The organism is Pseudomonas sp. MWU12-2029 (assembly GCF_023242425.1).
GTDB classification, from domain to species: Bacteria; Pseudomonadota; Gammaproteobacteria; order Pseudomonadales; family Pseudomonadaceae; genus Aquipseudomonas; species Aquipseudomonas kribbensis.
The window spans coordinates 384,313-404,382 of the sequence record NZ_JALJDY010000004.1 but is presented as its reverse complement, the minus strand read 5'-3'; the positions used below and the strand labels follow the sequence as shown (position 1 = coordinate 404,382).

General features: G+C 61.1%; 15 protein-coding genes. 6 read left to right on the top strand and 9 right to left on the bottom strand.

Going from position 1 to position 20,070, the window contains the following annotated elements; all coding sequences use genetic code 11:
- Positions 1-21 precede the first annotated feature (21 nt).
- The 4 genes from M5B44_RS12215 to guaA all read left to right on the top strand — a co-directional run bounded on the left by M5B44_RS12215 (position 22) and on the right by guaA (position 4,673).
- On the top strand, positions 22-789 hold the full coding sequence (locus tag M5B44_RS12215; RefSeq protein ID WP_248739304.1) for a sulfite exporter TauE/SafE family protein: 768 nt from the start codon (positions 22-24) through the stop codon (positions 787-789).
- 73 nt (positions 790-862) lie between these two features.
- Positions 863-1,411 carry a sugar ABC transporter ATPase gene (locus tag M5B44_RS12210; RefSeq protein ID WP_248739303.1) on the top strand — a complete coding sequence of 183 codons (549 nt, stop codon included), beginning with the start codon at positions 863-865 and terminating at the stop codon, positions 1,409-1,411.
- 115 nt (positions 1,412-1,526) lie between these two features.
- Positions 1,527-2,996, top strand: coding sequence for an IMP dehydrogenase (guaB, locus tag M5B44_RS12205; RefSeq protein WP_085709413.1), 1,470 nt, complete (start codon positions 1,527-1,529; stop codon positions 2,994-2,996).
- Between the two features lie 99 nt (positions 2,997-3,095).
- Positions 3,096-4,673, top strand: a complete 1,578-nt coding sequence (gene guaA / locus M5B44_RS12200; protein ID WP_085709414.1) for a glutamine-hydrolyzing GMP synthase — start codon at positions 3,096-3,098, stop codon at positions 4,671-4,673.
- Positions 4,674-4,754: 81 nt separating this feature from the next.
- On the opposite strand, the gene M5B44_RS12195 is transcribed toward guaA, so the two are convergent.
- The gene (locus M5B44_RS12195; RefSeq protein ID WP_248739302.1) at positions 4,755-9,083 is read right to left on the bottom strand and encodes a membrane-targeted effector domain-containing toxin; all 4,329 of its coding nucleotides are present in this window, start codon (positions 9,081-9,083) and stop codon (positions 4,755-4,757) included.
- 264 nt (positions 9,084-9,347) lie between these two features.
- Here M5B44_RS12195 and M5B44_RS12190 point away from each other — a divergent pair, with 264 nt between their 5' ends.
- Positions 9,348-10,724: a multicopper oxidase family protein gene (locus tag M5B44_RS12190; protein ID WP_248739301.1), complete on the top strand. Its 1,377-nt coding sequence runs from the start codon at positions 9,348-9,350 to the stop codon at positions 10,722-10,724.
- Complete coding sequence (gene tadA / locus M5B44_RS12185; RefSeq protein ID WP_248739300.1) at positions 10,724-11,221, top strand: tRNA adenosine(34) deaminase TadA; 498 nt, start codon at positions 10,724-10,726, stop codon at positions 11,219-11,221. The genes M5B44_RS12190 and tadA overlap by 1 nt, the downstream gene beginning before the upstream one ends.
- A gap of 122 nt (positions 11,222-11,343) precedes the next feature.
- Here tadA and cmoB read toward each other — a convergent pair whose 3' ends face one another.
- The 8 genes from cmoB to M5B44_RS12145 all read right to left on the bottom strand — a co-directional run bounded on the left by cmoB (position 11,344) and on the right by M5B44_RS12145 (position 20,067).
- A complete protein-coding gene (gene cmoB / locus M5B44_RS12180; protein ID WP_248739299.1) occupies positions 11,344-12,300 on the bottom strand; it encodes a tRNA 5-methoxyuridine(34)/uridine 5-oxyacetic acid(34) synthase CmoB in 957 nt (318 codons plus the stop codon).
- Positions 12,297-13,004 carry a carboxy-S-adenosyl-L-methionine synthase CmoA gene (cmoA, locus tag M5B44_RS12175; protein ID WP_219737186.1) on the bottom strand — a complete coding sequence of 236 codons (708 nt, stop codon included), beginning with the start codon at positions 13,002-13,004 and terminating at the stop codon, positions 12,297-12,299. Before cmoA ends, cmoB begins: the two co-directional genes overlap by 4 nt.
- A 121-nt stretch (positions 13,005-13,125) precedes the next feature.
- Positions 13,126-13,770, bottom strand: coding sequence for a lysoplasmalogenase (locus M5B44_RS12170; protein WP_248739298.1), 645 nt, complete (start codon positions 13,768-13,770; stop codon positions 13,126-13,128).
- A 2-nt stretch (positions 13,771-13,772) separates the two neighbouring features.
- Complete coding sequence (locus tag M5B44_RS12165; protein WP_248739297.1) at positions 13,773-14,165, bottom strand: protease inhibitor I42 family protein; 393 nt, start codon at positions 14,163-14,165, stop codon at positions 13,773-13,775.
- 124 nt (positions 14,166-14,289) lie between these two features.
- Positions 14,290-16,713, bottom strand: coding sequence for an endopeptidase La (gene lon / locus M5B44_RS12160; RefSeq protein ID WP_248739296.1), 2,424 nt, complete (start codon positions 16,711-16,713; stop codon positions 14,290-14,292).
- Between the two features lie 611 nt (positions 16,714-17,324).
- Positions 17,325-17,699: a DUF6124 family protein gene (locus M5B44_RS12155; RefSeq protein WP_065258705.1), complete on the bottom strand. Its 375-nt coding sequence runs from the start codon at positions 17,697-17,699 to the stop codon at positions 17,325-17,327.
- A gap of 314 nt (positions 17,700-18,013) precedes the next feature.
- On the bottom strand, positions 18,014-19,015 hold the full coding sequence (gene mvaD, locus M5B44_RS12150) for a diphosphomevalonate decarboxylase (protein WP_248739295.1): 1,002 nt from the start codon (positions 19,013-19,015) through the stop codon (positions 18,014-18,016).
- The gene (locus tag M5B44_RS12145; protein WP_248739294.1) at positions 19,012-20,067 is read right to left on the bottom strand and encodes a mevalonate kinase; all 1,056 of its coding nucleotides are present in this window, start codon (positions 20,065-20,067) and stop codon (positions 19,012-19,014) included. Before M5B44_RS12145 ends, mvaD begins: the two co-directional genes overlap by 4 nt.
- Between the last annotated feature and the right edge of the window lie 3 nt (positions 20,068-20,070).

Here is a 20,070-nt window from a genome sequence, read left to right as displayed (position 1 = left end):
GCTTATATAGGAAGCGAGCGAATGAGCGTGGCGGGGTTGTTGAGCGAATGGTCGTGGGGCATGCAGGGTTGGGTGGTGATCGGACTGGCGATCGCGCTGGCCTACATCGTGTTCGGCATTGCCGGTTTCGGCACGGCGCTGGTGGCGGGGCCGATCCTGATTCTGTTCATGCCGTTGTCGAAGATCGTGCCGTTGCTGGTGCTGCTGGATTTCGTCGCTGCTTTCGGCAATCTGCTGCCGTCGCGGCGCGATGTGGCGAAACCGGAATTGCTGAGGTTGCTGCCGTGCATGGCGGTGGGGTGCACGCTGGGGGTGATTTTCCTGCTTAACCTCAAGTCCGACCTGTTGTTGCTGTTGATGGGGCTGTTCATCAGTGCCTACGCGGTTTACAGCTTGTGGATCAAGGCGCGGCCGGCGCAGTTGTCCGCCGGGTGGGCGTTGCCGATGGGCACGGTGGGCGGGTTGTTCGGGGCGTTGTTCGGCAGTGGCGGCTTTCTTTATGCGATCTACCTCAACAGCCGACTGCCCAAGGACGCGGCCCGGGCCACGCAAAGTGCGCTGATCAGTTGCAGCACGGTGGTGCGTTTGAGTCTGTTCGCCATCGCCGGGGTGTATGCCGAGCTACCCTTGTTGATGCTCGCGCTGTGCCTGCTGCCGGCCATGGCGCTGGGCTTGTGGATCGGGCGGCGGCTGACGATGCGTTTGTCCCGCGAGGCCTTCGTGCGGCTGGTGACCTGGCTGGTGCTGGCGAGCGGTCTGGCGCTGATCGGCCGCTATTTAAGCACTTGACCGGATTGTCTCAGGGATTAAGCTGCCGGCCGCGTTCGTCGCAGAACATCCTTTGACGCAGCAGGCTTGCACCATGAATTCCCAAAGCATCATCGTCCCGAAAATCTCCAACCTGCCGGTGCACGAACCCCGGGCCCGGGCGATCCTGCGCTGGCTGGTGCGCAAGAACATCGTCAAGGAAGAGCTGAGCACCTGCGGGCGCACCGGCAATCGCATGGCCTACGCCATCGCCGATGGCGCCCGCGCGGTGGTGCTGCACCCCGAGGCGCTGCCGTTCGGTGAGCCGATCAATGGTCTGGAGGTCGTGACCAAACGCTGCATCTACACCCCGGCCAGGGGCTTTCTCGAAGAAGCCGGTTGTGCCGAGTGTCGCCAGGAAATCGGCGAAGCGCTGTTCGAAAGCCTGGAAGACTGGATGCCGGGTCGCACCGACAACTTCACCTGCCCCGAATGCGGGCATGAAGACGACATCAACGGCTTTCTGTATTTGCAGGAATGCGGGTTTTCCAACCTCGGCTTCATCTTCAACAACTGGCTGGAGGCGGGGTTCAAGCAGAGTTTCATCGACGAATTCGCCGACTGGCTGGATCAACCGGTGAGCTGGGTCAAGGTCGAGTTGTAGGGGCGGCTTTTCCCGTACATCAGCAACATTGATATAAGACAAGTTTTACATTGAACCCGAAGGGGTGTCTGACTATAATGGCGCGCTTCCATTTTCCCGCTCGGGAGCCCCCGCGATGCTGCGTATCAGCCAAGAAGCTCTGACCTTCGACGACATTCTTTTAGTGCCTGGTTATTCCGAGGTGCTTCCTAACGAAGTCAGTCTCAAGACCCGCCTCACCCGTGGCATCGAACTGAATATTCCTCTGGTTTCTGCCGCCATGGACACTGTCACCGAAGCCCGTCTGGCAATCGCCATGGCTCAGGAAGGTGGCATCGGCATTATCCACAAGAACATGACCATCGAGCAGCAAGCTGCCGAAGTCCGCAAGGTCAAGAAGTTCGAAGCCGGTGTGGTCAAGGATCCAATCACCATCGAGGCTGACGCCACGGTTCGTGATCTGTTCGAACTGACCCGCATGCACAACATTTCCGGCGTTCCGGTGCTGCACGATGGCGACCTGGTCGGCATCGTCACTTCCCGTGACGTGCGTTTCGAAACCCGTCTGGAAGCCACCGTTCGTGAAGTGATGACGCCGAAAGAGCGTCTGGTCACTGTTCGCGAAGGCGCCAACAAGAACGAAGTTCGCGAGTTGCTGCACAAGCACCGCCTGGAAAAAGTCCTGATCGTCGACGACAAGTTTGCCCTCAAAGGCATGATGACCGTCAAAGACATCGAAAAAGCCAAGGCCTACCCGCTGGCCAGCAAGGACGACCAGGGTCGTCTGCGCGTTGGCGCTGCAGTCGGTACCGGTAAAGACACCGGCGACCGCGTTGCCGCGCTGGTCAATGCCGGTGTGGACGTGGTGGTGGTCGACACCGCTCACGGTCACTCCAAAGGCGTGATCGACCGCGTTCGCTGGGTGAAAGAGAACTTCCCTGAAGTGCAGGTGATCGGCGGCAACATCGCCACCGGCGCAGCCGCCAAGGCTCTGGCCGAAGCCGGCGCCGATGCGGTCAAGGTCGGTATCGGCCCTGGCTCGATCTGCACCACCCGTATCGTCGCCGGTGTCGGCGTTCCGCAAATCAGTGCCATCGCCAACGTTGCCGCTGCCCTCGAAGGCACCGGCGTTCCGTTGATCGCCGACGGCGGCATCCGTTTCTCCGGTGACCTGTCCAAGGCCATCGTGGCCGGTGCGTCCTGCGTGATGATGGGCTCGATGTTCGCCGGTACCGAAGAAGCGCCGGGTGAGATCGAGCTGTTCCAGGGGCGTTCGTACAAGGCTTATCGCGGCATGGGTTCGCTGGGCGCCATGTCCCAGGCTCAAGGTTCTTCCGACCGTTACTTCCAGGACTCCTCGGCAGGCGCCGAGAAACTGGTTCCGGAAGGCATCGAAGGCCGTGTTCCTTACAAGGGCACCCTGAGCGCGATCATTCACCAGTTGATGGGCGGTCTGCGTTCCTCGATGGGTTACACCGGCAGCGCCAACATCGAAGAGATGCGCACCAAGCCTGAGTTCGTGCGGATCACCGGTGCCGGCATGGCCGAATCCCACGTCCACGACGTGCAGATCACCAAGGAAGCGCCAAACTACCGCGTAGGTTGAGGCTTCAAGCAAAACGTTAAATGACCGGGGCTGTTTTATTCAGCCCCGAGTCGTTTCTGAATCAAGACTGTTTCTGAATTACTTAGACGAGACTGAATCATGGCCCTCGACATTCACGCTCACCGCATCCTGATCCTCGACTTCGGTTCGCAATACACTCAACTGATCGCCCGCCGCGTGCGCGAGATCGGTGTGTACTGCGAACTGCACCCGTTCGACATGGACGAGGATGCGATCCGCGAATTCGCTCCAAAAGGCGTGATCCTCGCCGGCGGTCCCGAGTCCGTGCACGAAGCCAACAGCCCACGCTGCCCGCAAGCGGTGTTCGACCTGGGCGTTCCGGTCTTCGGTATCTGCTACGGCATGCAGACCATGGCCGAGCAACTGGGCGGCAAGGTTGAAGGTTCCGAGCTGCGTGAGTTCGGTTATGCCCGCGTTGACGTGGTCGGCAAGAGCCGTCTGCTCGACGGCATCGAAGACCACATCGACGCCGACGGCCTGTTCGGCCTCGACGTATGGATGAGCCACGGTGACAAGGTCACCAAGATGCCAAGCGATTTCCACATCCTGGCCAGCACCCCGAGCTGCCCGATCGCCGGCATGTTCAACGACGAGCGCGCTTACTACGGCGTGCAATTCCACCCGGAAGTGACCCACACCAAACAGGGCGGTCGCATCCTGTCGCGTTTCGTTCTCGACATCTGCGGCTGTGAAGCCCTGTGGACCCCGTCGAAGATTGCCGAAGACGCGATCGCCAACATCCGCGCACAGGTCGGCACCGACAACGTGCTGCTGGGCCTGTCCGGCGGTGTGGATTCCTCGGTGGTTGCGGCACTGCTGCACAAGGCCATCGGCGACCAGCTGACCTGCGTCTTCGTCGACAACGGCCTGCTGCGTCTGCACGAAGGCGAGCAAGTGATGGCCATGTTCGCCGAGAACATGGGCGTCAAGGTGATCCGCGCCAACGCTGAAGACCAGTTCCTGAACAACCTGGCCGGCGAAGCCGACCCGGAGAAGAAGCGCAAGATCATCGGCCGTACCTTCATCGACGTATTCGATGCCGAATCCTGCAAGCTGGACAACATCAAGTACCTGGCCCAGGGCACCATCTACCCGGACGTGATCGAGTCGGCTGGCGCGAAAAGCGGCAAGGCGCACGTGATCAAGTCGCACCACAACGTGGGCGGCCTGCCGGACGAGATGAACCTGAAACTGGTCGAGCCACTGCGCGAACTGTTCAAGGACGAAGTCCGTCGTCTGGGCCTGGAACTGGGCCTGCCGTACGACATGGTCTACCGTCACCCGTTCCCGGGCCCGGGCCTGGGCGTTCGGATCCTCGGTGAAGTGAAGAAGGAATACGCCGACCTGCTGCGTCGCGCCGACCACATCTTCATCGAAGAACTGCGCAAGGCCGACTGGTACCACAAGGTCAGCCAGGCATTCGTCGTGTTCCAGCCGGTGAAATCGGTTGGCGTGGTCGGCGACGGCCGCCGTTACGCCTGGGTCGTGGCCCTGCGTGCCGTGGAAACCATCGACTTCATGACCGCGCGTTGGGCACACCTGCCTTACGAACTGCTGGAAACCGTTTCCGGCCGCATCATCAATGAAATCGAAGGCATCTCCCGCGTCACTTACGACGTGTCGAGCAAGCCGCCGGCGACCATTGAGTGGGAGTGATCCCGCACACGCCCTGAGGGCGTGAGAGCAGGCAACCCCGAGACCGCGTGAACACTGTTCACGCGGCCTTTTTATTGCCGCTTACAAGGGACCGGACCAGCCGGCCAGGGTCATGCCCCGGTCGTCCAGTGCCTTGAACAGGTCTTCGACACTGTTGAAGCGTTTCCCATCGAGGGCGGGCCAGGCGGGGCGCTCGATGAACCAGCGACCGGACTCCCAATGGATTTCCGTACGCACGAGTGCATGGTCGCGGCTGCGGTGAACCAGCAAGGTGGAGCGGGGTTCCTGTTTCAAGGTGTACATGCCCGGACGATTCAGCAATTGATCGATCTCCTTTTGCGTCTGGGCGTTCCACGGTGTCTGCACCTGCAGGCGCAAATCACCTTTTACCTGCCCGGCTGGCTTGCCCTTTTCATCGAAAAAAGTCCTGCCGGGATCCGGTTCGAATCCGCGGGACTTGCCATAGCCAACGTCTTCGATACGCAGGCCCATGGCATCTTCCAGTTCACTGACGCCAGCGACACCCTCGTAGGTGTTGGAGTGTGAATTGCCCATGAGCGAGACCCACTTGTGTGGTCCGCGCGCGGTCTGATCGGCCTCGATGATCGTGTGGGCATAGAAATTCATCATTTTCTGTCGACTCGTTGGCTCCAGGCCTCGCATACCTTCCAGCCGATAACTGGCCATGCAGTCGATGGCTTGAATGCGCACTCCTTGACGGTTGGCTTCCTTCACCAGGTTGAGGAAGGTGTAGCGTCTTGTGGGATCGGTGATGTGACCCTGGTCGAGGCCCTCCAGATACAGCTCATGATCCCGAGGCATGACCGAGGTTCTGGCAAAGTTGTCCAACGTCGCCTGGTGGAAGTCCGTGAGCAGATGTTCCATGTACAGGGTCTTCACGCCTTTTCGAGCGAGCACTGGCATCTGTTCGATAAGCCATTGTTTGCTGCCGATGCCTGCATGGCTTTCGCCGATGACCAGACCGTTGAACTGCTCCAGGGATTTCTCGATGAGCGATTCGGCGCTCGCGACCGGATCGATGGGCGCCAGCGTCGTACGCGGCGCAGGATTGGCTCGGGCATAAAAGCCGTTGGCGGCTTCACGCAATTGTTTGCGCAGCGCTCTGAACGTGTCGAGGGGCCGATTACCTTCCAGGCTCTCGAAAGCGTCACCCAGTGTTCGCTGGTTGCCGAAGACAGCTACATTTTTCAGTTCACTGCGAAGCGACACGGGAATTTCATAAGGCGAACTGATCAATGGAGTATCAGGCAGCGACACTTCAGGATTGACCGTGGCACCGGAAGCAGATGCTGACGGCTCGATGCCCGGCGATTGTCCCTCGCTTGCCAGTGGATCAATGCGCACGCGCCGAAGACTCAAGCCCTCATCGTTCAGAGCTGTGGCCAGTTCCTGAACACTGTCAAAGTGCCGATCGCTGACTGAAATCCATTTGGGGCGGACGATGAAGAAGCCGCCGGCATCTCGCTGGATCGCGGTTTGCACCAGCGTGCCGTCGCCGCTGCGATGGATCAGTGTTGAGGGTTCCTGGATCATGAACATGCCCCTTCTGGGCAACGCCTCTTCGACCGTTCGGGCGATGATCGACGGAGGCGGACCATTCAATTGCAGGCGCAGGTCGCTTTTAAGCAGGTCGACGGGGTTGCCGACGAGATCACGTACCTTTTTGCCCGGATCGGTTGTCAGGCCTTCCGCCTGACCTACGGTGATCTCCTCGACCCGCAGCGTTGGCGCGCCTTCCAGTTCACCCAGGCCGGCGACCTTGTCGAAGGTGCTGGCGCGCCCTTCATCCAGCAGTGCCACCCAGCGATGAGCGCCCCGTGCTGCCTGATCGGCCTTGATCACGGTGTCGGAGTAATAATTCTGCATCTTGCGGCTGCTGACTTCAGACGTGTGTTCCAGGTTCGGGAAACGCCGGCTGGCCATGCAGTCGATAGCCTGCACACGGATATGGTTTTTCTGTGCGTTCCTGACCAGTTCCGTATACGAGTGGGGTCCTGTCGGGTCGGTGCCGAAGCGGGTATCCAGTGATTTCAGATAATCTTCCAGCGCGGGCGGCATCTTGCCGGACTTGTGGAACGCATCCAGGTCCGCCTGGTGGAAATCGCTCAGCAGATGGTCCAGGTACAAGGTTCGAACCTTCTGTTTGTTCAAGGCCTTGAAGTTGTCGATCAGCATGCCTCTGGCACCCGCGCCGGTGCTGTCCTGTCCGATCACCAGCCCCGGTGTCTCCTTGAGCAGGCGCTTGGCCATGTCGGCGAACGGTGTTGCGGGTTTGAGGGGCGATATCGCCGGATGTGGCGGTGAGTTCGGAGCGCTGTAAAAATCGATGGCGTCGTCATACAGGCTGCGTCGAAGCGTCTTGAAGTCCTGATAAAGGCTGTCACTCCCGGTCTGGCTGTTCAACGGAAAGTCATCGACACGACTTTCCGCCACTGGGCGCAGAGTCGATCTGGACCCCGGTGACGTGTCATAGGGCATCGTTTGTGTTGCCATCTCGGGCAACGGATCAGCCGTATGGCCCCAAGGCCATTCGCCGAACAATTTCATCCCGCCTCTGAGGCCGGGGCGGGCCACCGGCTGCCATTTCAACGCTTCATTCAGGCGTACCGGCACGTTGCGATAAAACGAATAGGGACTGGCCGGATCGACGATGACCCAACCGCGCATCTGCTCAACATAACGTACCTGGTAGAAACCCTGGTTACCCCAAGCCCGGCGCATGTAGATGTAGTGCTTGCCGGACGCGGTCTGAATGATTTCTTGGAATTTGGGGTCACCGGTTTCCATCCGCGTACCTTCACCGATCTCGGTCTTGAAGGACGCCAGAAAATCCTCCGGCGCTGCCGGCAGGACTTGCTTCGGTGCGATCTCTGCCAGTGTCGGCAGTGGTGAACGCGCCAGTGCGGCTTCGGCCAGTTTTTCTTCAGGTTTTACGGACAGTCCGGTTTTAGCGAGGTCCTCCTCCGGCGCGATGAAGGTCTCGGTCTCGGCAATCTCGGGCAGTCGTCCGCTGCCTTTGATGAACGTGGCGTTGAACAACGTATCGATGGCAGCGAATATCGCTCCGGTCACGCCGGCCTTGCGTGCCTGAGGCGTCTTGCCGTTGACCGCCTGATCGATCTGCAACCCGACATTGGCGATGCCCGCACCGACCACGGCCAGCGCTACCGGCCAGCCCACTGCCGCCATCGGCCCGAATACGCGGTTGAAGGCGTTGAGGTAACCGATCCAGAGTTTTTTGCGCAGATCACCATTGGAATGCAGCATGAATTCCGCATCGCTGATCATACGGGCGTGGGTGGCGGTCGCCAGAAAACTGAAGATATCGCCATCGAGCGCAACACCGGTGTGAGCCACCAGCGTGTGATCGTCGCTGTCCCAGGTGCTGACGAGCAGGTCCAGCACGTGGTTCAGCCCGACGTTCTCGATATGCGGTGCGCGCCATAGCTCCGAGATGCCCCCCGCCAGCGGACCGAAAGCCCAGAGCCAGCGCCGTTTCGCGACTGCTCGCCAGGAGGTGTCTTCCGTGATGTCGTGATCAGCGACCTGAAAGTGCGACATGAAGCGTTTTCGATCGGACGGATTTCTGATCTGCGACAGCACCCACCAATGCAGGTCGCGGGCGTTCTGCAGGGCGTGCACGCCCCAGATTTCTCCCGGAACGTAGAGAATTGCGCCGCCCTTGCCATCGGTGATGCACAGGATGTCGGTGGCGACGAAATCGCCGATTTTCAGCAAGCCGATACGCAGGCCATCGGCTTGCGCAGCTTCCTCTTCGAGCATTTCGCGGGTCACCGGCCAGCTGACATTGCCGGCGATGGCTTTGACGGCGGTGCGGAAATTGTCGTCCGACAGCCGACCACCTTCCCGGTCTTCCATGGCCTTGGCCAGAAAGGTGCACTTGGCCAGGGTTCGGAAGGTTTTGCCATGCTTGGTCCAGAACGAATCGACCTTTTTCCGGTAGCGGTCGGCGAAGTTGATCTTCCAGAACGCTTTGAGTACGTCGCTGCTGTGCAGCTTCACTTCGTTGCTTTCGTTATAGGTGCCGGCGTCCGGGCCGGCGGTGTAGAAACCTGCGTCGGAATCGAGCAGGTCGGCGTTGTCCTGGTCGTGAACGCTGAAGCGCTGAATCACCAGTTGCGGCAGGGTCATCGATTCGCGCGGGGTTTCGAACAGGTGCTCCCAACCGGTGAAGGTCCGGGGGCTGCTTTGTGCGGCGTGAAACCGATGCCAGTAAACCTGTTCGGGTTCCAGGTGAGCGAGGTCGTGGCTGGCGAGGATCTCTCTGGCAATCGCACAGGCCATTTCATACATGTCGGGGCAGGCCTGGACCAGGGCGGGAACCAGTGCCTTGAGGGCGTTTCTGTCGGCGGTGTTGGGCAGTGTCATGTCGTGTGTCGTGTCCACAATCTTTCCTTGAGCGTGGTGGATAAAAAACGACCGCGATCATTTCAAGGGGTGAAGGATTCGTCTGTCAGACGCGCAGCTGTTTGTATGTCGTCCGAAGGAAAAAGGTGCATAGGAAGCAGGCTTCGCGCCTGTAGTCTGCGGCCATCCGCCGCGCTGCCCTTACTGTTTCACAAGCGCAGGTGTATCGTATTCGCCTTTTGCGGGCGCCCTGGCCCGCGGCTGATACGTGAGGTAGTTGTGTCCATGTCCTTTACCCGTCGACAAATTCTCGGTGGCCTGGCCGGTCTTGCAGTGGTGGGCGCGGGAGCCGGTGGTGCGACGCGTTACTGGCTGGGCAAGGTGGCCGATGCCGATGCGGGCCACGACTACGAGTTGATCGCTGCACCGCTGGACGTCGAGCTGGTGCCGGGGCACAAGACCGAAGCCTGGGCGTTCGGTCCGTCGGCACCGGGCACCGAGTTGCGCGTGCGTCAGGGTGAGTGGCTGCGGGTACGGTTCATCAACCATCTGCCCGTAGCGACCACCATTCACTGGCACGGCATCCGCCTGCCGCTGGAAATGGACGGCGTGCCTTACGTCTCGCAATTGCCGGTGTTGCCGGGCGAATATTTCGATTACAAATTCCGTGTGCCCGATGCCGGCAGCTACTGGTATCACCCGCACGTCAGCAGCAGCGAAGAACTCGGTCGCGGGCTGGTCGGGCCGTTGATCGTCGAGGAGCGCGAGCCGACCGGGTTCAAGTACGAAAAGACCTTGAGCCTGAAGAGCTGGCACGTCGATGACGAGGGCAACTTCGTCGAGTTCAGCATTCCGCGCGAAGCGGCCCGTGGCGGCACGGCGGGGCGGCTGTCGACCATCAACGGTGTGCCTGCGCCGGTGATCGAGTTGCCGGCCGGGCAGATCACCCGGGTGCGCCTGCTCAACCTCGACAACACCCTGACCTATCGCATCAATATTCCTGGCGTCGAAGCGCAGATCTATGCGCTGGACGGCAACCCGGTCGAGCCGCGCCCGCTGGGCAAGGAATACTGGCTCGGCCCGGGCATGCGAATCTGCCTGGCGATCAAGGCACCACCGACCGGTGAGGAACTGTCGCTTCGCAACGGCCCGGTTCGCCTCGGTACTTTACGTTCGGTGGCCAACAATGACGCGCCGACCGACTGGCCGAAAGCACTGCCGGCCAACCCGGTGGCCGAGCCGGATCTGGCCAATGCCGAGAAACTCAACTTCAATTTCGAATGGGTCGGTTCGGTGTCGGTGAATGTCGACAACGGCAAGCCGCCGAGCCTGTGGCAGATCAACGGCAAAGCCTGGGACATCACCGACAAGACCTGCGCCGACCGGCCGATTGCCAGCCTGAAACTGGGCCAGAGTTATATCTTCGAACTGAAGAACATGACCCAGTACCAGCACCCGATCCACCTGCACGGCATGAGCTTCAAGGTGATTGCGTCGAACCGGCACAAGATCGTGCCGTACTTCACCGACACTTATCTGCTGGGCAAGAACGAGCGCGCACAAGTGGCGTTGGTGGCGGATAACCCGGGTGTCTGGATGTTCCACTGCCACGTGATCGATCACATGGAAACCGGCCTGATGGCCGCTATCGAGGTGAAGTGATGCGCCAGATTCGCCCCGCAGCGATCATCGACCGCAGCCGAGACCGCGACTTCATGCGTGAAGCATTGGCGCTGGCCGCCCAAGGCGCGGCCCTCGGCGAGGTGCCGGTGGGCGCGGTGCTGGTGCAGGATGGCGAGATCATCGGTCGCGGCTTCAATTGCCCGATCAGCACCAGCGACCCCAGCGCACACGCAGAAATGGTCGCGATCCGCGCCGCCGCGCAAGCGGTGGATAACTATCGTCTGCCGGGCAGCACGCTCTATGTGACGCTTGAACCGTGCAGCATGTGCGCCGGGCTGATTGTGCATTCGCGGGTTGCTCGCGTGGTGTACGGCGCGCTGGAGCCCAAGGCCGGAATTGTGCAGAGTCAGGGGCAGTTCTTCACCCAGGGCTTTCTCAACCATCGAGTGCTGTATGAAGGCGGGATGCTGGCGGAGGAGTGCGGAGCAGTGTTGATCGAGTTTTTCAGGGCGCGGCGGGCAAAACCCTCAGACTGAATACAAAACCAATGTGGGAGCGAGCCTGCTCGCGATCGCGGTCTGACATTCAATACTTCGGTGTCTGTCAGATCCAATCGCGAGCAGGCTCGCTCCCACAGTTTTTTGGGTGTTCGGAGGAATTATTTCTTCGCGACAATTACGGCCCGCATCGGCGCCGGCAGCCCTTCGATCGTCTTGCTGTGATCTTCCGGATCGAGGAAATCACTCAGCGACTGATACTTCATCCACTCGGTCCCACGCTGTTCATCGACCGTTGTCATGCTGACATCCACGCAACGAATGTCAGTGAACCCCGCACGTCGCAACCACAATTCCAGCGCCGGCACCGACGGCAAAAACCACACATTACGCATCTGCGCATAACGGTCTTCCGGCACCAGTACTTGGTGTTTGTCACCTTCGACCACCAGCGTCTCCAGCACCAGCTCGCCGCCCTTCACCAGGCAATCCTTCAGCGCCAGCAAATGCTCGATCGGCGAACGACGGTGATAGAACACGCCCATGGAAAACACCGTGTCGAAGCCTTCCAGATTCGGCGGCAGGTCTTCGAACGGGAACGGCAGGTGCCAGGCATTCGGCTCTGACAGGTAGCGCTGTACTGCCTGGAACTGGCAGAAAAACAGCCAGTTCGGATCGACGCCGATCACGCTGTCGGCACCGGCACCGAGCATGCGCCACATGTAATAGCCGTTGCCGCAACCGACATCGAGGATACGCTTGCCCTTCAGGTCCAGGTGCGGAGCGACCCGAGACCACTTCCAGTCCGAACGCCACTCGGTGTCGACATGTACGCCAAACAGATCGAACGGCCCCTTGCGCCACGGCGACAATCCCATCAGCGCGGTGCGCATCTGTGCGCGGGTCTCGTCGTCGCAATCGGTGTCCAGTTTCAGGCCGTCGAGCAGGTCGACTTCGGTCGGCTGGATCTTCGGCAAGGCGTCCAGCGCACTTTGCCAGCGCTCCAGATCGCCGTGGCCTTTCTCCATTTTCTTGTCGAGTTGCGCTTGCAGGGTGTTGGCCCAGTCGGCCAGCGGCGTGCCAGCCAGACGGCGGGCGAGGGGGGACAGATCAATCATGGCAAGGCAATCAACGAGGCAAAGTTAAGACACTGGAACCACGGCACGACTTTCGAGAACCCGGCGGCCAGCAGGCGTTCGCGGTGTTCTTCGAGGCTGTCGGGCTTCATGACGTTTTCGATGGCGCTGCGCTTCTGGGCGATTTCCAGTTCGCTGTAGCCGTTGGCGCGTTTGAACGCGACGTGCAGGTCGGTCAGCAGCGCGTGTTCCTCGGCGTCATTGAAGCGCAGCTTCTCCGACAGAATCAACGCGCCGCCGGGCAGCAACGATTGGCGAATGCGCGACAGCAACGCCGTGCGCTGCTCGGGGGCGATGAATTGCAGGGTGAAGTTCAGCGCCACCACCGAGGCCGGTTTGAAATCGAGGGCGAGGATGTCGCCTTCGATCACTTCGACCGGCAGCAACTCCTGGAACATCGAGTCCTGACCGTTGAGGTACTCGCGGCAGCGCTCGACCATCGCCGCCGAGTTATCCACCGCGATCACCCGGCAACCGTCGGTGCGCACGTGGCGGCGCAGGGCCTGGGTCACGGCACCCAGCGAGGCACCGAGATCGTAGAGCACGCTGTTCGGCTGGGCGAATTGCGCCGCAAGTACGCCGAGGTTCTCGACGATGGTCGGGTAACCCGGCACCGAACGCTTGATCATGTCCGGGAACACCCGTACCACGTCTTCGTTGAAGGCGAAGTCAGGCACCTGGGCCATCGGCTGGGCGAAAATGCGATCGGGTTCTTTGCTCACGGCGGTTCCGGCGGTGTCGATGAAAAGGCCGGCATTTTAGCCAAACTGGCGCGCAGATGCGCGGGTTGTCTGATAAACCGCCCGATCAAAGGACCGGGCGTTTGCTCTGGGAAAATGCCGAGGCGGCGATGCCCCACTGCCCAAGCCAGTAGCTAATGATGATGACGTACGGCGCGGCGTGGAACGGTGCGACAAACCGATCGATGCCGATCACGCTGTCGGAGAACACGAACGCCACTGCGCCGCCCGCTGCCAGCAGTGCCGAGCGTTGCGGTACGCCGCTGCCGAGTCGAGCCAGGGCACGCCAGAGCATGGCGCTGATGGCGGTGCCGTAGACGATCACCGGCACGGTCAACGGTCCGAGTCCGCTGCTGATCAATATGCCCAACAGCACAGCGCCAACGCCAAGGGCAAGCACCAGCGGCAACAAAGCCAGACGACGGCAATCGCTCAGGTAAGCCTTGAGATACGCCAGATGCGCCACCAGAAACGCACCCAGGCCAAACACGAACAGATCCCCCGGCCACGCCAGCAGCACATCGCCCAGCAAAGAGAAAATCAGGCCCAGGCTGATCCAGCGGCGATAGTCACTCGGCGGCGCATCGTGCAGCCAGCCCAGCAGCGCCAGCACCGGCAATGGTTTGACCAGCAGACACAGCAACGCCGCATGGGTGCTGACGCCATAGAGAAATGTCACTGCGCCCATCAGTGCGAGGATCAGCCAGCCCACGGTCAGTTCACCGAGATCGCGCAGTCAAAGGTTTCCACCGGCTCGACTTCAGGCTCCCAGGGTTGTTGCGACGTCAGGCGCAGACGCCCGGTGCCGGAAGCAAAGGCCTGGAAGCGCCAGGTGGAGAATCCGCCCGCGCCGACCATGCCGGAATCTTTCGGGCTGCTGTAAACCTCTGGGCTCAGCGCATGCAGCACGCCGCCGGCCGAGTCTTGAATGGCCCAGCGGTAACCGGTGGTGGGGTTGCTTGGCAGTATGACGGTCAGGTTCTGGCCATTGCTCAGCCGTACCGGGCACTCGCTCTGTTTTTCCACGGTCACGTTGGTTTTCGGTTGCGTGGCGCAGGCGGCCAGCAGGGCGAGGGACAGGGGGACAAACAGGCGAGTGGGGGACATAGGCTCAGTGGCTCCGGCGTTGGCGACGAACGGCGAGCATAACTGAAGATGAGACAAAGTGTGACAACGCCAAGCTTGGCGTGATCGTTCCCACGCGGAGCGTGGGAACGATCATCAGGGGAGGTTAAAAGAGCACCTTCGCCACATCCGAAAACTTCTTGGCGAAATGCACCGTAATGCCTTCCTTCAGGTAGTCCGGCAGTTCCTCGAAGTTACCCCGATTCGGCTCCGGCAGAATCAACTCGAAAATCTTCTGCCGCCGCGCCGCAATCACCTTCTCGCGCACCCCGCCAATCGGCAGCACATGCCCGGTCAGCGTCAACTCGCCGGTCATCGCCACGCCTTTTTTCGGCGGCTGATTACGGGCGAGGGAGAGCAGGGCGCTGGCCATGGTCACGCCGGCGCTCGGGCCGTCTTTCGGTGTCGCGCCTTCCGGCACGTGCAGGTGGACGAAAGCTTCGTCGAAGAATTTCGGATCGCCGCCGAAGGATTTCAGGTGCGAACTGACGTAGCTGTAGGCGATCTCCGCCGACTCCTTCATCACATCGCCAAGTTGCCCGGTGAGTTTGAAACCGCGGTTGAGCGTATGGATGCGAGTGGCCTCGATCGGCAAGGTCGCGCCGCCCATGCTGGTCCACGCCAGGCCGGTGATCACGCCGGTGCCGGACAACACTTGCTCGTTGCGGAACACTGGATGGCCGAGTGAGGCTTCGAGGTCTTTCGGCCCGAGTTTGATCACCGCTTTCGGATCGTCGATCAGCTTCATCACCGCTTTGCGCACCAGTTTGCCCATCTGTTTTTCCAGCTGGCGCACGCCGGCTTCACGGGCGTAACCGTCGATCAAGGCCTTGAGCGCCGTGTCGCTGATGCTCAGGCTGCCCTTGGACACGCCGGCCTTTTCCAGCAGTTTCGGCCACAGGTGACGTTTGGCGATGGCGACTTTTTCTTCGGTGATGTAGCCCGACAGGCGAATCACTTCCATCCGGTCCAGCAACGGACCAGGAATCGAATCCAGGGTGTTGGCGGTGCAGACGAACAGGACTTTCGACAGGTCCATCCGCAGGTCCAGATAGTGGTCGAGGAATTCGACGTTCTGTTCCGGGTCGAGGGTTTCCAGCAGCGCCGAGGCCGGGTCGCCCTGGTAGCTCTGGCCCATCTTGTCGATCTCGTCGAGCATGATCACCGGGTTCATCACTTCGACGTCTTTCAACGCCTGTACGAGTTTGCCCGGCTGCGCGCCGATGTAGGTGCGGCGGTGACCCTTGATCTCGGCTTCGTCGCGCATGCCGCCGAGGCTGAAACGGTAGAACGGCCGGCCGAGGGATTCGGCGATGGACTTGCCAACGCTGGTCTTGCCCACACCCGGCGGGCCGACCAGCAGCACGATGGAACCGCTGATTTCGCCTTTATAGGCACCGACCGCGAGGAACTCGAGAATGCGGTCCTTGATGTCGTCGAGGCCGGCGTGGTGTTTGTCCAGCACCTTGCGCGCGTGCTTGAGATCGAGTTTGTCCTCGCCGTACACGCCCCACGGCACCGAGGTCGCCCAGTCGAGGTAGTTGCGGGTGACCGCGTATTCCGGCGATCCGGTTTCGAGGATCGACAGTTTGTTCATTTCTTCTTCGAGGCGCTTCTGCACCTGGGTCGGCAGGACTTTGCCCTCCAGACGCTGCTCGAACTGTTCGAGGTCGGCGCTGCGGTCGTCCTTGGTCAGGCCGAGTTCCTGCTGGATGACCTTGAGCTGTTCCTTAAGGAAGAACTCGCGCTGATGCTCGCCGATCTTGCGGTTCACTTCGGCGGAGATTTCTTTTTGCAGGCGCGCGACTTCGACTTCCTTGCGCAGCATCGGCAGGACTTTTTCCATGCGCTTGAGCATCGGCACGCAGTCGAGCACTTCCTGCAGCTCGGGGCCGGTGGCGGAGGTCAGGGCGGCGGCGAAGTCGGTCAGCGGCGATGGATCGTTGGGGCTGAAGCGGTTGAGGTAGTTCTTCAGCTCTTCGCTGTACAGCGGGTTGAGCGGCAGCAGTTCCTTGATCGCGTTGATCAGCGCCATGCCGTAGGCCTTGACCTCGTCGGTCGGCTCGGTGGGCTGGTGCGGGTATTCGACTTCCACCAGGTACGGCGGGCGATGGTGCTTGAGCCAGGTCTTGATGCGCACACGGCTCAGGCCCTGGGCGACGAATTGCAGTTTGCCGTTTTCGCGGCTGGCGTGGTGCACCTTGACCAGGGTGCCGTATTGCGGCAATGCCTTGGTGTCGAAGTGGCGCGGGTCTTCCTGGGGCGTGTCCATGAAGAACAGGGCCAGGGAGTGGTGTTCGGATTTGCTGACCAGTTCGAGGGTTTCGGCCCAGGGTTCTTCGTTGACGATGACCGGCAGGACCTGGGCCGGGAAGAACGGGCGGTTGTGGATCGGGATGATGTAGACCTTGTCCGGCAGGTTCTGGCCGGGCAGGGCGAGGCCTTTGCCGGGGACGTGGTGTTCGATGTGTTCGGCGTCGGTTTCGGTGATGTCGTCGGGGTTCTCGGGGAATTCTTGCTGGTCGCTCATGGGGCACCTGCGCAATTGGGTATGGGTGTTAGATGGGGCGGGGGTTTGGTGGTTTCAATGGGGGTGGGTGTTTCTGGTTGTGTGTTCAGGGTTTTGACAGGGTTTCGGGGTGTGGGCTTGGCGGCCTCTGGGCCGACCAGGCTGTGGTTTTATCGTGTACATATCCGTTTCTTCGGGTGTTGCGGCTGGCGGTTTCGCTCTTACAGCGAGTCCCTTTGGCAAACGCCCCAAAGGAACCAAAGGTCTGGGCCCCAACGTTCGGCACCTCGCTGTGGCTCGGTGTTCCTTCGTTCCGGGATTCATCCGGGGGCATCGCCTCCGGTTTGCTTCGCTGCACCTCCTCTCGATGTGTTCGACTTCGTCGAACGGCGCTGCGCGCCTACCCCCGGATGAACCCCTCCACTCAGCCTGCCGACGGGGCCGGCACGTCAAAAGCGGTACTTGAGCTAACGCTCATCGTTTTGAGTGGTTAGATGCGAAGGGCGACGGAGTGCTTTTGCTTTGATCGTTCCCACGCTCCGCGTGGGAATGCAGCCCGGGACGCTCTGCGTCCCTATCGAGCTGCCAGCGAATGCAGTCTGTCGCTGGCAGGTCGGTTTCGTCAGGGCGGCTCAGCTGTGTGTTGGGTAACGCTGTACTTCGACGTTATCCAGCACCCGATTCACCGCCAGCTCGGCCAGCATGATGATTTGCTGAATGGCCAGAATCGTCCGCCGCTGCGGGAGGTCGATGTGTGCCGCGATGTCGCTGGTCATGAGGTTGGCCTGTGCCAATGATTCGCAGGCGTGGACCAGCAGGCTTTCGCTGTCCTGATCGGGTGCGACCTGGAACATGGTGCTGGGTTTGTGGAAGCGCAGGGTGGTGGCGTTGGGTTTCAGGTAGTGGTCGAGCGCGCGCTCGGCGGCTTCGTGGAGTTTTTTGGAATCTGGCGATTCGTAGGGCGACGCGTCGTTTGATTCGGGGGGATTCGGTGTTGGTTTTTTCATTTTTTACTCCTCAGGAATGGGTCCAATCCTCTAATTGCCGCGACGCAAAAAGAGGGGTGGCAGCTGTACGCGGGTTCGCGGACCGACCTGAGGCATTCGGCATACCCGAAGGTATCCCGCGCACAGCCACCATAAACAAGCACTTGAGGTGCTGCTATTTAGCGGCGGCAATTATGCCTCAGAAGTCGGGCCGCGACGCCCCATCGCTGAATTTGCAGCGACCGCCAAAGCCTATCCACCCCGTTTCCTAGGGACAACCGACGCGACTTGTCGGAATCGTCCCCGAAAAACACCTCGTCTGTAGGACGCAAGATTCAAAACAGATGCTGTTCCAGCCGCCGGGCCCCATCGCCCGCTCTGTCGAGTATCCAGCGCTGGATGTCAGGCAGTTTGCGCAGCGCGGCAAACACCTTTGGGGAATGTTGCGGCGTGCACAGCACGTGCACGTTGGGGCCGGCGTCGAGGGTGGCGCAGACGTCCAGGCCTTCGCGACGCAACTGGCGGACCTGTTCCAGCACGGCCAGTGTTGCCGGTTGCCAATAGAAGATCGGTGGCTGTGAAGTCATGGCGATCAGGTGCAGTTCGATGGCTTCGCGTTCCACGGCGTCGGCCAATCGGGTGAAGTCGCGTTCGAGAATGGCGCGGCGCACTTGTTCCAGACGTTCCGGCAGCAGAGTCAGGCGGGTCGGATAAAACTCGCTGCTGTTGGCGAGCAGGTGACCCTGGCGAGAGCTGATGGTTTTGTGTCGGGCGTCGACCACGGCGATCAGGTCGTGCAGCGGCCAGTGGCGTGCGGGGGCGATTTGCAGGGCCGGCCCCGAAAGTAGCTGCGCATTGCCGGGCCACTGCACAAAACCACCGGTTACCGAGCGTGCCGCCGAGCCGGAGCCGGACAGGCGCGCCAGATCGCTGAGGGCGGGATGCGTCAGCGAGTGTCCGCGATACATGGCAAATGCCGCCGCGAGGGCGCTGAAACCGGCTGCCGACGAGGCGATTCCGGCACCGGTCGGAAAACTGTTGGTGGTGGCGATGCGCAGCGGTTGCCAGTGATCGAAGTGTTCGCGCAAGGCTTGCAGGTGATGTTCGATCCCGGCTCGCAGGGTGGGATCGGCCGGCACCAGTGCACCGCGCGCGGTTTTCCACAGGATTTCGTCGGTCGTGCCCTTGGCCAGCGGGGCCAGTGTGCAGAGGCTGACGCAGCGGCTCAGGGTCATTGAAAGCGAGGCGTTGTTGGGCAGTGTGTTCAGTGCGTCGCGCATGCCCCAGTACTTGATAAGCGCGATGTTGGCGGGGGAGGAGACGCTGGTGCGGTTCATGACCGGGTGATCTCGAGACCTGCCACCGCGAGAGGGGCGTCGATCTGCCGATAGCACGCCAGCTCCGGCAGATTCGCAGCCCCTATCACCAGCAGCGCACCGGCCTGATCTCCGGACAATGCGCCGGCGCCGCATATCTTCGCTGCACCGCCTGCTTTTCCTACCGCGCGAATCACTTGGGCAACGGTGGCGGGGACGACACCCAGGGATTCCAGATCCGCCTGGTAATCGCGTATCACCGCACGAAGTGTTTCAGGCATCGGACGTGTTTGACGCAGTAACCAACCGAAGCGCTCGGTGTTGTGCCGCATGCTGGCCAGCAGGGGATTGTCAGCGCCCGTCAGTCGATGTCGGGTGGCGGCAATGACCTGGCCGGTGCTCTCGTTGGCGGTGCCGGTGTTGAACAGGCGCAAGGCATCTGGCAGCAGGTTCGGGGCGATGGCGGGCAACGTGTGCAGAGTGAATTCGCCTTTCGCGTTGCGTCGGCCTTCGATGACCGAGCCCAGAAGGCTGGTGTTGTGATCGATGCCCGATGGCTCGCCGTGCTGATAGCGTTCTATCGTCATCGCCAGCGGTTCGAGCGGGCAGTCGGTTTCTGTCAGCCCGAACAATTGTGTCAGCGCAGCCGTGAGTGTGATCGCCAGGGCGCCGGAGCTGCCGAAGCCGGCACCGGGCGGAATCTGCGATTGCACTCGCAAGGTGAAGCCGCGCCAGTTTCGCGGAGGCAGTCGGTGGAGGATTTCACCGATGGCGCACTTGACCAGATGATCGGGATCGCCGGTACCCAGTGGCGCGAAGCTTTTTGCGCTGGGGGCGGCGCGATAGTGCTCTGATGCCAGGCGCATGCGGCCGACGTAGTCGGTCAATTGGTACGGTGAGTAGGTCCGCTGGAAAGGCAGGTCAGGCAGTTGTAACTGAAGCTCGCGATCCTGGCGCCGCTGGACCCACACGTTGCAGTAAAGGCCCACGGAGCAGGCGATCACCGGGCATCCGTGCAGCGCCGCATGTTCACCCATCAGGATGATTTTGCCGGGCGCTCTGGCATGGATCATGGG